General features: G+C 59.4%; 13 protein-coding genes. 12 read left to right on the forward strand and 1 reads right to left on the reverse strand.

What is annotated here, in order from left to right:
* Window positions 1–33 precede the first annotated feature (33 nt).
* Genes ACFC5L_RS05130 through ACFC5L_RS05145 form a run of 4 tightly spaced genes read left to right on the forward strand, consistent with a single transcriptional unit; the run spans window position 34 to window position 3,992 of the window.
* Window positions 34–1,383 carry an anthranilate synthase component I family protein gene (locus tag ACFC5L_RS05130; protein ID WP_375201351.1) on the forward strand — a complete coding sequence of 450 codons (1,350 nt, stop codon included), beginning with the start codon at window positions 34–36 and terminating at the stop codon, window positions 1,381–1,383.
* Window positions 1,380–1,943 (forward strand): anthranilate synthase component II, encoded by a 564-nt coding sequence (locus ACFC5L_RS05135; RefSeq protein ID WP_375201350.1) that lies wholly within the window; start codon window positions 1,380–1,382, stop codon window positions 1,941–1,943. The genes ACFC5L_RS05130 and ACFC5L_RS05135 overlap by 4 nt, the downstream gene beginning before the upstream one ends.
* Before the next feature lie 16 nt (window positions 1,944–1,959).
* The gene (locus tag ACFC5L_RS05140) at window positions 1,960–2,826 is read left to right on the forward strand and encodes an aminotransferase class IV (protein WP_375201349.1); all 867 of its coding nucleotides are present in this window, start codon (window positions 1,960–1,962) and stop codon (window positions 2,824–2,826) included.
* Window positions 2,823–3,992: a hypothetical protein gene (locus ACFC5L_RS05145; RefSeq protein WP_375201348.1), complete on the forward strand. Its 1,170-nt coding sequence runs from the start codon at window positions 2,823–2,825 to the stop codon at window positions 3,990–3,992. Before ACFC5L_RS05140 ends, ACFC5L_RS05145 begins: the two co-directional genes overlap by 4 nt.
* A 37-nt stretch (window positions 3,993–4,029) precedes the next feature.
* On the opposite strand, the gene ACFC5L_RS05150 is transcribed toward ACFC5L_RS05145, so the two are convergent.
* Window positions 4,030–4,488, reverse strand: coding sequence for a pilus assembly protein N-terminal domain-containing protein (locus tag ACFC5L_RS05150; protein ID WP_375201347.1), 459 nt, complete (start codon window positions 4,486–4,488; stop codon window positions 4,030–4,032).
* A gap of 183 nt (window positions 4,489–4,671) precedes the next feature.
* Here ACFC5L_RS05150 and ACFC5L_RS05155 point away from each other — a divergent pair, with 183 nt between their 5' ends.
* From ACFC5L_RS05155 to ACFC5L_RS05190, 8 genes are all read left to right on the forward strand, one after another.
* A complete protein-coding gene (locus ACFC5L_RS05155; RefSeq protein WP_375201346.1) occupies window positions 4,672–5,394 on the forward strand; it encodes a Crp/Fnr family transcriptional regulator in 723 nt (240 codons plus the stop codon).
* A gap of 166 nt (window positions 5,395–5,560) precedes the next feature.
* A complete protein-coding gene (locus ACFC5L_RS05160) occupies window positions 5,561–5,731 on the forward strand; it encodes a Flp family type IVb pilin (RefSeq protein ID WP_375201345.1) in 171 nt (56 codons plus the stop codon).
* Window positions 5,732–5,856: 125 nt separating this feature from the next.
* Window positions 5,857–6,363: an A24 family peptidase gene (locus tag ACFC5L_RS05165; protein ID WP_375201344.1), complete on the forward strand. Its 507-nt coding sequence runs from the start codon at window positions 5,857–5,859 to the stop codon at window positions 6,361–6,363.
* Between the two features lie 88 nt (window positions 6,364–6,451).
* The gene (gene cpaB, locus ACFC5L_RS05170; RefSeq protein ID WP_375201343.1) at window positions 6,452–7,195 is read left to right on the forward strand and encodes a Flp pilus assembly protein CpaB; all 744 of its coding nucleotides are present in this window, start codon (window positions 6,452–6,454) and stop codon (window positions 7,193–7,195) included.
* A 25-nt stretch (window positions 7,196–7,220) separates the two neighbouring features.
* The gene (locus ACFC5L_RS05175) at window positions 7,221–8,693 is read left to right on the forward strand and encodes a type II and III secretion system protein family protein (protein WP_375201342.1); all 1,473 of its coding nucleotides are present in this window, start codon (window positions 7,221–7,223) and stop codon (window positions 8,691–8,693) included.
* A gap of 14 nt (window positions 8,694–8,707) precedes the next feature.
* Complete coding sequence (locus ACFC5L_RS05180; protein ID WP_375201341.1) at window positions 8,708–9,388, forward strand: CpaD family pilus assembly protein; 681 nt, start codon at window positions 8,708–8,710, stop codon at window positions 9,386–9,388.
* Between the two features lie 43 nt (window positions 9,389–9,431).
* Window positions 9,432–11,240 carry an AAA family ATPase gene (locus ACFC5L_RS05185; RefSeq protein WP_375201340.1) on the forward strand — a complete coding sequence of 603 codons (1,809 nt, stop codon included), beginning with the start codon at window positions 9,432–9,434 and terminating at the stop codon, window positions 11,238–11,240.
* Between the two features lie 15 nt (window positions 11,241–11,255).
* A complete protein-coding gene (locus ACFC5L_RS05190; protein WP_375201339.1) occupies window positions 11,256–12,746 on the forward strand; it encodes a CpaF family protein in 1,491 nt (496 codons plus the stop codon).
* Window positions 12,747–12,748 lie beyond the last annotated feature (2 nt).

A 12,748-nucleotide genomic window follows, 5' to 3' on the forward strand; every position in this document is an offset into this window, starting at 1 on the left:
CTTTCCGCCGGGCCGGGCGCTACGACATGATGCATGATCATGTGGGAACTCGACTGGCGGGAGCCGCTCGCCGCTTTCGCGCCGCTTGCGGGCGAAAAGGACGCGCATCTGTTGCATGGCGGCGACCGTTCCCGGGCGGCGGAATGGTCGATCATCGCGGCCTTTCCGGCGACAGTCATTCGCGCGGAAAAGAACGGCGACGACCCATTCCCCAAGCTGGATGAGATTTTGCGCGCGCGCGCGCAACCGCGCCTCGACGAAACGACGGACCTGCCTTTCATATCAGGCGCGATCGGCTTTTTGGGGTACGAGGCGGCGCGGTTCTTCGAATCCTGTTTTGATCTGCCGCCATCGCCGTTTGCCTTTCCGGACATGGCGCTTGGACTCTATGATGCGGCGGCGCTTTTTTCCCGCGTGAAACGCAAGGCTTTTATTGTCGGCCGCGATGAGGCGGCGTGCCGGCGATTGCGCAGCGCCTTGGGAACGGACGAGTTGCCCGCGCCTGCTGCGGCGCAATTCGGCGAGTTGTCGTCGAATTTCACTGCGGCGGAATATCGCGAGGCTGTTGCAGCGGCGATCGAAAACATTCTTGACGGCGATTATTATCAGGCGAATTTATCTCACCAGCTTGCCGCGAGTGCGTCGGGTGAGGTGTCGCCTTTTGATCTTTTTCGCCGCCTCGCCGAAGGCAGCGATGCGTTTCATGGCGCCTTTCTGCAATATGAAGGCGGCGCCGTTCTCTCAAATTCTCCCGAGCGGTTTTTCCGGGTGGAGCCGGGCGTTTTCGGGCGCCGCCGCATCATCGCCGAACCGATCAAGGGAACGCGGCCGCGCGGCGCCTCGCCTGACGAGGACGCAAGGCTCGCCCGTGAGCTCTTGTCAGATCCAAAAGACCGCGCCGAAAACATCATGATCGCCGATCTGTTGCGAAATGATTTGTCCCGCATCTGCCGCGACGGAACGATCAGTGAGGATGCTGTCTGTGCGCTTATGAGTCTCGCTAATGTGCATCACCTGGTTTCACGCATCAGCGGTGTGTTGAAGGATGAGGTGAGCGCCGCCGATATTTTTACAGCGCTTTTTCCCTGCGGCTCTATCACCGGCGCGCCAAAGATCGAGGCCATGAACGCCATCGCCCGGATCGAAAAGCGCGGCCGTGGGCCCTATTGCGGCGCCATCGGCTATATTGACGATAGCGGCGCGATGGATTTCGCTGTCGCGATCCGCACTCTGATGGTTGAAGGCGCGCGCGTTACCATGCCGGTCGGCGGCGGCGTGACGCTGCGCTCCAAGCCCCAGGACGAATATGAAGAGACGATCGTCAAGGCGCGCGGCGCGCTTGCCGCGCTGGGCCGGAACGAGATGACGGCGGATGCGTCATGATCCTCGTCATCGACAATTACGATTCCTTTGTGAACAATCTCGCGCGCTATATCCGCGAAGAGGGGCGCGAGACATGTGTGGTCCGCAACGACGCCGTCAGCGTCGATGATTGTCTCGCCATGAAGCCGGCGGGCGTCGTTATCTCGCCGGGGCCGAAAACGCCGGCGGAGGCGGGCGTTTCCATGGCGCTTTTGCAAGCGCTCGATGAAAGGACGCCCATGTTGGGGGTCTGTCTCGGTCATCAATGTCTGGTCGAGGTTTTCGGCGGCGTCACCCGCCGGGCGTGCTCGCCCTTGCATGGGGAGGCGAGTGAAATTCGCCATGACGGAAGCGGCGTCTTCGCCGGCGCGCCGTCGCCGATGATGGCCGGGCGCTATCATTCTCTGATTTCGGTCCCGGCCAGGGGGGCGCCTTTGCGTGAGACGGCGTGGAGCGCCGATGGCGAGTTGATGGGCGTTGCGCATGAAGCGCGCGCCTGGTTTGGCGTGCAGTTTCACCCTGAATCCCTGCTGACGCCCCATGGGCGGCGAATCATCCATAACTTTCTTGCGCAATGTTAGGTAAGGAGCGAACGCGATGGCGTTCTGGTTGAATGGTGAGATCAGGGAAGACAGGGCGGCAATCCATATCGCCGACCGCGGCTTCTTGCTGGGCGACGGGGTCTTTGAGACCGTCCTTTTGATGGATGGCCGGCCCGCCTTTTTCTCGGCGCATATAAGACGCATGCGGGCGGGCGCCGCCGCGCTCGGGATTGAAGCCGAGATCGATGAAAGGGCGCTTGCCGACGCGGTGACGACACTGGCGGCGCGCAATGAAGCGACGAAAGGATCAGCCTGGGCGCGGCTCACGCTCACGCGCGGCGTTGGTCCGCGCGGTCTTGCTTTTGTGAAAGGGGAATGTTCGCCGACATTTCTGGTTACGTTGAATCGCTATGCCGCGCCGCTCGATCACGGGCCGGCGCAAGTGATCGTTTCCAAATATGGCAGAAACGAACACAGCATCACGGCGCGTTGGAAGACGCTGAATTATCTCGATAACGTCATGGCGAAGGAAGAGGCGACGGTGGCCGGTGCGGATGACGCCATCATGTTGAACTCGGCGCGCCGCGTCGCCTGCGCGTCGACGTCGAATGTTTTTCTGATCCGTGGCGACAGTCTCAAAACGCCGCCGCCGGAGGAAGGCGCTATGCCGGGCGTCGTGCGCGCGATTGTTCTTGAAGAAGCGGAAAAAGCGGGGATCGAAATTCTCGCAGCGCCCGTAGAGAGTGCGGAGCTTGTGGCCTCGGCGCTTTTTCTCACCAACAGCCTGATCGGATTGCGGCCGGCGGCCAAGGCGGGCGCCCGGGCGCCGGCGGAAAGTGCGCTGGCGATGATCGGCGAGCTTAAATCGCGTTATAAAGCCGCCATGATGGCGGATATAGAAGCATTCGAGGCGGCGCATTGAAGGCCTTTTCTCTCAGCGAAGACCAGATCGCCCGGGTCATCGGCGCGGCGGCGGCCGATGAGCTGTCGCGGCGGTTCAATCGCCATGCGGATTTCCTGACGATTGCGTCATGGACGCAAAATACGCCGTTGGGGCGTGGCGGCCTGTCTCTTGATGAGGCTGAAAAGGCCGCCTGCGCCCGCCGCGCCGCAACACTGTTCGGTCTTGACGCTGATTATCTCGCGGCTCGCCCGGCCGAAAAGATCGCCGACTGGGCGCATGACCTCGCCGCGGCGCTTAAGGATGGTCTCACGTCATTTTCCTTCAAGCCTGCGGCGCGCAATGACGAAGACGCCGCCTATTCTCATCGCGCCGACGCCATCTATCAGGATGCGGCGGCGGCGGCGAATGTGCTTTACGGGCGCCGGCGGCTTTTATCCTTCGTGGCGCCGCATAGCTTGCTGGGGCTCGAACTTTCCGTGCTGACGCCAAATCTCCTGGGCATTGAAGCGGTGGACGCACGCGGCATGACACCGGATGAATTGTCGAAAAACCTCCTCTTTGGCGATGTGCTCGTCGCGACGCCGACGCTTTGGCGCTACATGATGCAGGAGGAGCTGCAGGCGCCGGATAATTCGCTCGCGGTGTCTTTTGGCGAGCCCATGACGCCGGAACTTGCGGTTGATATGCGCAAAAGCGGATTCGGCGTTCTGCGGGAACTTTATGGTTCGACGGAAACCGGCCTGATGGCCTGGCGCGACAGCCCCAGCGAAGCGTTTGTTCTGTTCGATCACTGGCGGCGTGAAGGCGACGGTCTGATGCGGCTTTGTCCGGATGGCGAGGCGCGTCAGGTTGAGGCGATGGATCGTCTCACATGGGAAGGCGAGCGCAGCTTCACTCTGTCGGGCCGGCGTGACGGGGCCGTCCAAATCGGCGCCGTCAACGTCTTTCCCGAAGCGGTCGCCGAAACCTTGCGCGCCCATCCTCATATCAAGGATTGCCGTATTGTTGTCGGGCGGCGCGGCGACGGCGCCGCGCGTCTCATCGCCAATATCGTGCTCGCAGACAAGACGCCGCCGAATGAGCGCACCGCGCGCGATATTGATGTCTGGTGCCGGGTCAGTCTGCGCCAGCAGGAGCGCCCGCAAATCTATAATTTTGAAATGGAAACGGGCGCGCCAGCATAAAGCTGGGCGCGCCCGTTGAATGCCGTTTCAGGCGGAATTAGTTCTTGGAGCCGCCGTCCTGGGACAGGGTGTTCGCCTGCGAATATTTGTTCTGCACCTGGGACGAAACGATGCCGAACTGGGCCTGGTCGTCGCCGACGGTGACGGTCGCTTCGCAGTTGGTTGTGCAGTTGTAAGTCGTGCGGGCGACGCCGCGATGGACGGTCATCATGTCGGAGCTTGGCGTGCGCACGCGGATGACAAGATTTTTCACCGCTTCGCCATTCTCGTCGAAGATATAAATGTTGGTAAGGCCCGGCGCTTTGCCGAACAGCAGGATATTGGCGTTATCCTGAATGGTGACATCCGCAATGGCGGGGTTGCCGACGACGATCGATTTCGCCGGGTTTTCAAGTTTGAACGGGCGCACCTGATCCATCGTCAGCCACAGCTGCTCTGCGGCGGCGACTTGCGTAGTGGCTGCGAAAATAGCGGCGGCGATGAGAATCCTGCGCATGGATGGTCCTTCCTCAAAAGCGGCCTTTACCTTAGCCGCGAGGTGTCAAAGAAAACTTAAGGGAAATCGCCGCATTTCCTTCCCGAATTCGGGCCAATCAGCGGATCGCAATCATTTACGCGCCTGAATTTTACCGGAGCTTAAAGGGGCGCTGGTAAGGCGGGGAGACCGGTGGAGTATGCAATGACCGCAGTATCGATCCAGCCTGCTGAGCAGGGCCCATCCCAGGCGCAGGCGCTATCCAGGATTGCGCCCTTTGAAGATTTGCCCGACGCGGTCCTGTCGCTCCTGAGCGATCAGAGCGAAACGCGCGAATACAGCGCCGGCCAAACCGTGTTCTCCCTTGGCCAATATGATGGCGCAGAATTTCTGGTGGTCCTGTCGGGCGCCTTAAGGGTTTCCCTCACTGACGGCGCCACCGGCGCCATGCTGATTGAAGAAGTGTCCGAGGGCGGCGTTTTCGGCCTTGAAATCGCGATCGCCGACCCTGACCCATCTACCTTTCAGCAAATCGCTGTCACCGCCGAAAAAGACTGCACACTCGTTCTTGTCGACGCCGCGGAGTTCAAGTCGCTTGCGGCGAACCGGCCGTCCCTGATGCGCAATGTCGCCGTCTTTCTTTCAAGCCAGCTTGTCGCGCAGCGCTTTCGCGCCATGGGCGCGCAAGCCGCGCCGGAACAACGGGTCTATGCTGTGCTGCTTGAATGCGTTGAGCGTGATCCCGTCAGTGGCGTCTGGGCGATCAAGAAAATGCCAAAGCATCGCGAGCTTGCCGATCGCGCCGGCGTTGATGAGGCCGCCGCAGCGGGCGCTGTCGCCGCATTAATTCAAGAAGGCGTCGCGCAACGTAACTATCCCGGACTTATTGTAAACGATATGTCGCGGCTCAATCAGCTTGCGAGCTAGGAATCAAGCGGTTTTCCGCCATGGTTAATTCGGATTAACCATAATCAGTATACAGACATAAATTACAGCTTATTCACCGTTTCTTTACAGCTTGGGGGCAAGATGCCCGAGACTGAAGGGGAGTTCCTCTTCAGCGGTGCAAGTGAAGAGTAAGCAGGAGTCGACCATGAAAACTCTTATCAATCGTTTTAAAGCCGATGAATCCGGCGCGACCGCCATCGAATATGGCCTGATCGCCGCTCTTATCGCCGTTGCTATTATTGCTGCGCTGCGTTCCGTTTCCGGTTCGCTCAGCAACACGTTCAGCAACGTGTCCAGCGAGCTTGATGGCGCTTAATTCAAGCGTTATCCACTCGAAAGAAAAGGAGGCCTTATGGCCTCCTTTTTTTGTTTATATCTAACGGAACATTAAGAGGCGCGCGCCTATCTTGACCGCCGGGATATTATGCCGGAGGGCGAGGCGTGATCGCATACCTTCTACTTTCTGTCTTTCCAGCTGCGCTTTTAATCGCCGCAGCAAACGACGTTTACGAATTCAAGATCCCGAACTGGATCTCGATTGTCTTAATTTGCGTTTACCCTTTGGCCGGCCTTGCTGTCGGCGCCAGCTATGACGTTGTTGGCGAGGGCGTGCTGATCGGCGCGGCTGCGCTGGCGCTCGGTTTTGCGCTTTTCGCCTTTAAAATCGTCGGCGGCGGCGATGCGAAACTGTTCGCGGCGACCGCGCCCTGGCTAGGGCTCGCTTCTTTGGGCGTGTTTTTGATCAATACGGCGATGGCGGGGCTGGTTTTGGCGATCGTCATGGGAATGTTTCGCAAGTTTCCGTTGCTGCCCGTTTACGCTCACGCGCCCTGGTTAATCAGATTGCATGAGCGAAAAAAGGATCTTCCCTACGCGGTAGCCATCGCAGCGGGCGGACTTCTTAGCTTTTCGCAAACGCCATACTTCCAATTGGTCATTGGCGGTTAACAAGATCAGTTAACAGAGTTTTGAGGACTTTGTCGCACGTTAGTCTCAAGGCGTCCTCTATGGAAAGCACGAAAAAGGCAGGTTCGAAATGAACGTTAGTCGCATTGCAATTCTTGGCGTCGCTCTCATTGCGGGCGCCGGCGCGTTTGTCCTCATGCTGAGCCAGAACAAGGACATTGCGCCTGTTCAGATCGTCGAACCGGTTCGCGAAGAAACCGTGCGCGTTCTTGTCTCAAGCCGCGATATTCAGCGCGGCCAGCGTCTTGGCGCAGAGGCGACCAGCTGGGTGACATGGCCGAAAAAAGCCGTTCAGCCGACTTTTATCACAGAAGATAACCAAGGCGCCCGTGAAGATCTGGAAACGGCGGTTGCGCGCTCGCTGATCGTAACCGGCGAACCGATCGTCAACGCCAAGCTCGTACGCGCAGGGTCTTCCAGCCTGATGGCTGCGATCCTTGCCCCGGGTATGCGCGCGGTGACGATGCGTGTCTCGCCGGAAACATCGTCGGGTGGATTTATTCTTCCAGGCGACAAAGTCGACATCATGTTGGCGGGCGGCCGCGGCTCCTCCGCGCCTGCGCGCACCATTTTCGAAGACGTGCGTGTGCTCGCAGTGGACACGCTTTTTTCTGAAAACACGGAAGCGTCGCATGTGGCGGGATCGAACGTCACGCTGGAGCTTGCTCCGACAGACGCTGAAACTTTCATATCTGCGCGTGACGCAGGGTCGTTGAGCCTTGTTCTGCGCAGCATTTTCAAGCCGGAAACGGAGCTTCAGGCGACGGACCGGCGGTCATCCAATGTGAGTGTGATTCGTTATGGGCGTTCGTAATCCAAAACCGGGCCAGGGGGGTCAGATGACTATGCTTGCAACAGTGATGAACGCCGCCGCAAAGCGCGCCGCCAAAACCGCCGCAGCGACTCTCATCGGCGCTGCTGCGCTCGGCCTTGCCGCGCCGGCTTTCGCGCAGCGTGGGTCGCAGCCGGTTCATATCAGCGTCGGCGGCGACAGCGTCGTGTCGAAAAGCATTGTTCTGCCGCTCGATAAAGCGGCAATTGTCGAGCTGCCGGAAGCGGCGGCCGATGTTCTGGTGTCTCAACCAAGCGTCGTCGATGCGGTGGTGCGTTCGCCGCGGCGTGTTTTTCTTCTCGGTCTTTCGACAGGGCAGACAAACGCGTTCTTCTTTGACTCGCGCGGGCGTCAGATATTAAACCTTGAAATTGTTGTTGAACGCGATATGGACGCGCTTTCCGAATTGTTCGCACGCGTGATGCCGGAATCGCGGATCGAAGTCGAAGCCGTGAACGACAATGTCGTGCTGCGCGGAATCGTTCAGTCCGCCAGCGAAGCCGCAAATGCTTCTGATCTCGCTGGCCGCTTCGTTGGCGACGCGGAAAGCGTCATCAACCTTCTGGCGGTGCGCGACCCTGAACAGGTTATGCTGAAAGTGCGCATTGTCGAAATGCAGCGCCAGCTCCTGAAACAACTTGGCGTTTCGGCAACCGGCACATTCCAGCTTTCGGACGCCGCTGTTACGGCCGCCGCGTCCAACTCCATCGCAACGACGGGCGGTATTGGGCTTGCGGCGCGCAAGATCAATGCAGGCGATCTCGAACTTCTCGACACGTCGCTTCAGGCTTTTGAATCGACCGGTCTTATCCGCATTCTCGCCGAACCTAACCTCACGGCGATTTCCGGTGAATCTGCGCGCTTTCTCGCGGGCGGTGAATTTCCCGTGCCGGTGGGCCAGGATGATGGCGTGATCTCGATCGAGTTCAAGGAATTCGGCGTCGGTCTCGGCTTTACACCGCTGGTGTTGAGCAAGGGACGGATCAATATGAAGATTTCGACCGAGGTCTCGGAAATTACGACAGAGAATGCGTTCTTCGTCCCCGGCGCCACAACGGTCGATGATGACGGCAACCTGATCACGACGGCGGGTCTTTCCATCCCCGGTCTGTCGGTGCGCCGCGCCAATACGGTTGTTGAGCTTCCTTCGGGCGGCAGCCTGGTGATGGCGGGTCTGCTCCAGGAAGACATGCGCTCGACCATTGAGGGCATTCCCGGTGTGAAAGACGTGCCGGTGCTCGGACAGCTTTTCCGCAGCCGCAATTATGCGAACAACGAGTCCGAGCTTGTCATCATTGTGACGCCGTATCTCGTGAAGTCGACGCATGAATCGAACCTGATGGATCCCTCGAAAGGTTTTGTTCCCGCAAGCGATGCGGAAGCAATCCTCTTCGGCAAAATCGTCTCTACCTATGGTCTGGCCGGCGCGGGCGTGAACGAAGCCTCGCTGCAGGGACCAATGGGCTTCATTCTTGATTGATAGGAAAGAAAGTCATGAACGCTTCAACTCTGAAAATCACGCTTCTTTCCGCAGTATCGCTGAGCCTTTCGGCTTGCGCCGGCGGCGTTTTCAACGGACCTGACGATGGGCTCACCATCGCGGAAACGCACCCGATCGCCGTCGACAGCCAGGTGATGACCCTGACGATCAGTGGCGATGTGTCGACCAGCGATCTGTCCAATATGGACAAGGCGCGCCTGAAGGCGTTCGCGAACGCCTATCTGACAAACGGGCATGGACCGCTGACAGTAACGGCGCCGTCCGGCGCCGGCAATGATCGCAATGATCATGAAGCGGCGGCGGATATTCGCAAAGCGCTGAACGAGACCGGCGTTCCCTGGTCTGCGATCCATGGCGCGACTTACAGAACCGGCGAAGCCTCGAATGATGAAATCATTTTGTCGTTCACGCGTTATGTGGCGACGCCAAGCCAGTGCGGCGTCTGGTCGGGGCTGAAGTCCACCGAATACCGCAATGTGCGCTCCCCGAATATGGGCTGCGCAACCATGAACAATTACGCGGCGATGATCGCCGATCCGCATGATTTGATTGCGCCGACTGAAACAGCGCCGGTTGACGGTGAATTCGCCGTTCGCGCTGTAGAGCTCTACCGCGCAGGCGAAATGACGTCGTCAAAGGTTGACCAGAATATCAACGCCGAGACGTCGCAATAACACTTGACCGGGCGCGACCAGGGGAAGCCCGAGGGAGATGAAGATGAAAAACGCTGCTGAATCCGCGTATCAGCCGTCAGATGACGAAGAGGGCGTTGCAGACGGTGCAGCCAGCCTCGGCGCTGACGGCGGTCCTGCGGCGAACAACACTCCCGCAGCCGGCGGGCAGGCCGTGGAAGAGGACTTCTCGGACGCCTTCGGCGACGATGCGGACTGGCTGAACGAAGAGCTCTCGGATGAAGAGCTTGCCGCGCTCGGCGAAGAAGATTTCGGCGATGACGTCTTTGGAGAAGAAGGCTTCGAAGACGAACTTGAAGCCGACTTTGACGACGATGAACTTGGCGCCGCGCCGGCCATTGACGAACCGGTTGCGGACGCCGAAGCGCCGGCCCTTGAAGAGGAAGCTTTCGCTGACGATGCGTTTGCTGACGAAGGCGTCGCTGCAGAGGATTATTCAGAGGAAGATTTCAGCGCGGAAGACTTTGCTGCTGAAGACTTTGCTGCTGAAGACTTTGACGCTGAAGAAGAAGCCGCTCCGGAATCGGGTGGGGCGCTGGTCACGGCGGCGGAAGCTGCTGCGGGCGCCGCCGGCGGCGCGCTCGAAGAAGCGCACACCTATGGCGGCGACATCACTGACCTTGGCGGCGAAGACGTCGACCACCGTCCGGTGCCGCGTATTTCGATCCATGCTTTTTGTGAAACGCCTGGGGTCACGCAACTGCTTGAGAAAGCGTCCGTGGACCGCCGGCTGTCGAAAGCGCACCTCACCATTCACATGGGCGGGGTCAACAAGGCGATCGACCATTTCCAGACGGCTTCCACGCCGAACCTGATCATTCTTGAGACGACGGCTGGCGGCGCGGAAATTTTCGCCAAGCTCGGCGAGTTGGCCGAAGTCTGCGACCCGTCAACCAAGGTCGTCATCATTGGTCAGGTCAACGACATCATTCTCTATCGCGAACTGATCCGTCAGGGCGTCAGCGAATATATCGTGCGGCCGAACTCGCCGCTGCAGATCATCAAGACCGTCGCGGATCTTTATGTGGACCCTGCAGCGCCGCCAATCGGCAAAACCATGGCCTTTGTCGGCGCACGCGGCGGCGTCGGTTCGTCCACCATCGCCCACAATATCGGCTGGTGTACGGCGGAAGAATTCAAGAGTGACACGGTCATTCTCGATCTCGACTTGCCGTTCGGCACGACGAGCCTCGATTTCGATCAGGAAGCCTCCGCCGGTCTTGTGGAGGCGTTGAGCTCGCCGGAGCGTCTTGACGATGTCCTGCTCGACCGTCTTTTGCAAAAACATACGGACCGGCTGAGCTTGTTTACGGCGCCGTCCATGCTCGATCGTGACTTCGATCTCGACGATCAGGCGTTTGAAACGGTGCTTGACGTTGTGCGCGGCACAGCGCCGACGATCATCGTTGACGTTCCCCATATCTGGACGACCTGGTCCAAGCGCATCCTGATGACGGCCGACGAGATTGTCATCACGGCGACGCCTGATCTGGCCTCGTTCCGCAACACCAAGAACCTGATCGATATTCTCGGCGCGGCGCGGCCGAATGATTCCTCGCCGACGCTGATTATCAACCAGTTCGACCCGAAAACGTCTGCGGTGCAGCCTGACCAGTTCGCTGAACATGTGGGCATCGAGCCGCAGCAGGTGATCCAGTGGGATCCGCAGCTTTTCGGGACGGCGGCTACAAATGCGGCGCCGCTTCTGGAAGTTGGCGCAAAGTCCAAGGTGGCCCAATCGGTTCGTGACCTTTCGGGACATCTTCTGGGTCGCAGCGAAGCGAATGTTGCGCGCCCGAAATTCAGCCTGTCCGGATTGTTCAAGAAGAAGTAAACAAGGTGGTGAGTAATGTTCGGACGAAGAACAGGTCCTGTTGAGCCTGCTCGGGAGACGCCGGCGCCGGCGGCGAAGAAGCCAGCGCCGTCCTCCGCAGCGCCGAAAAAGCCCGTTGCAAAACCGCCGGCGAAAGCGGCGAAGCCCGAGGCGAAAGCCGCCCCGTCCGCGCCCCCGCGCGTGGCGACGCCGGCCGCCAAAGCGCCCGCCACCGTGGAGGTCGGCGGACGTTCGGACGAGTATTTTCAGACCAAGACGACGATCTTTAATGCGCTGATCGACACGATCGATCTGTCGCAGCTCGCCCAGCTCGATACCGAGGCGGCGGCGGAAGAGATCCGTGACATCGTCAACGAGATCATCTCAATCAAAAATGTTCAGATGTCCATCGCCGAGCAGGAATCCCTGCTGCAGGATATCTGTAACGACGTTCTCGGTTACGGCCCGCTTGAGCCGCTGCTCGCCCGCGACGATATCGCCGATATCATGGTTAACGGCGCCAATCGCGTCTTTATCGAAGTCGGCGGTAAAATCCAGCTTACTAATGTGCGCTTCCGCGACAATGCGCAGCTGATGAACATTTGTCAGCGCATCGTGTCCCAGGTCGGCCGCCGCGTCGATGAAGCCAGCCCGATCTGCGACGCGCGCTTGCCGGACGGTTCGCGTGTGAACGTTATTGCGCCGCCGCTTTCCATTGACGGCGCTGCGCTCACCATTCGTAAGTTTAAAAAGGACAAGCTCCGCATTCAGGACCTTGTCAATTTCGGCTCGATCTCGCCCGAGGGCGCAAAGGTCCTCGAGATTATCGGCCATTGCCGCATCAACACGCTGATCTCCGGCGGTACGGGCTCCGGTAAAACGACGCTTCTGAACTGTATGACCGGCTTTATCGAGCATGATGAACGTATCATCACCTGCGAGGACGCGGCCGAACTTCAGCTGCAACAGCCTCACACGGTGCGCCTGGAAACCCGTCCGCCCAACCTTGAAGGCTCAGGCGAAGTCACCATGCGCGACCTAGTGAAGAACTGTCTGCGTATGCGCCCTGAACGCATCATCGTCGGCGAGGTTCGCGGCCCCGAAGCGTTCGACTTGCTTCAGGCCATGAACACCGGCCACGACGGCTCCATGGGCACGCTCCACGCCAACTCGCCGCGTGAAGCGCTACAGCGTATTGAATCCATGATCACCATGGGCGGCTACAACCTGCCCTCAAAGACCATCAAGGAAATGATCGTCGGCTCTATTGACGTCGTGGTGCAGGCGGCGCGTCTTCGCGACGGCTCCCGCCGTATCACGCATGTCACCGAAGTGCTCGGCACTGAGGGCGACACCATCATCACGCAGGATCTGTTCGTCTACGACATGGACGGGGAAGACGCCGACGGCAAGATTGTCGGCAAGCACAAATCAACCGGCATTGCGCGCCCGGCCTTTTGGGACCGCGCTCGGTATTACGGCAAGGAAGCGGAGCTCGCCTCCGCGCTCGACGCCGCATCGGAGTAGGG

The sequence above is a fragment of the Hyphococcus sp. genome (assembly GCF_041986965.1).
Lineage (GTDB): Bacteria > Pseudomonadota > Alphaproteobacteria > Caulobacterales > Parvularculaceae > Hyphococcus.

Bases quoted from the DNA above. Each gene is read 5' to 3' on its own strand.
- ACFC5L_RS05130 (WP_375201351.1), top strand. From the start codon at position 34: ATGATCATGTGGGAACTCGACTGGCGGGAGCCGCTCGCCGCTTTCGCG.
- ACFC5L_RS05135 (WP_375201350.1), top strand. From the start codon at position 1,380: ATGATCCTCGTCATCGACAATTACGATTCCTTTGTGAACAATCTCGCG.
- ACFC5L_RS05140 (WP_375201349.1), top strand. From the start codon at position 1,960: ATGGCGTTCTGGTTGAATGGTGAGATCAGGGAAGACAGGGCGGCAATC.
- ACFC5L_RS05150 (WP_375201347.1), bottom strand. From the start codon at position 4,488: ATGCGCAGGATTCTCATCGCCGCCGCTATTTTCGCAGCCACTACGCAA.
- ACFC5L_RS05155 (WP_375201346.1), top strand. From the start codon at position 4,672: ATGACCGCAGTATCGATCCAGCCTGCTGAGCAGGGCCCATCCCAGGCG.
- ACFC5L_RS05160 (WP_375201345.1), top strand. From the start codon at position 5,561: ATGAAAACTCTTATCAATCGTTTTAAAGCCGATGAATCCGGCGCGACC.
- cpaB (WP_375201343.1), top strand. From the start codon at position 6,452: ATGAACGTTAGTCGCATTGCAATTCTTGGCGTCGCTCTCATTGCGGGC.
- ACFC5L_RS05175 (WP_375201342.1), top strand. From the start codon at position 7,221: ATGACTATGCTTGCAACAGTGATGAACGCCGCCGCAAAGCGCGCCGCC.
- ACFC5L_RS05180 (WP_375201341.1), top strand. From the start codon at position 8,708: ATGAACGCTTCAACTCTGAAAATCACGCTTCTTTCCGCAGTATCGCTG.
- ACFC5L_RS05185 (WP_375201340.1), top strand. From the start codon at position 9,432: ATGAAAAACGCTGCTGAATCCGCGTATCAGCCGTCAGATGACGAAGAG.
- ACFC5L_RS05190 (WP_375201339.1), top strand. From the start codon at position 11,256: ATGTTCGGACGAAGAACAGGTCCTGTTGAGCCTGCTCGGGAGACGCCG.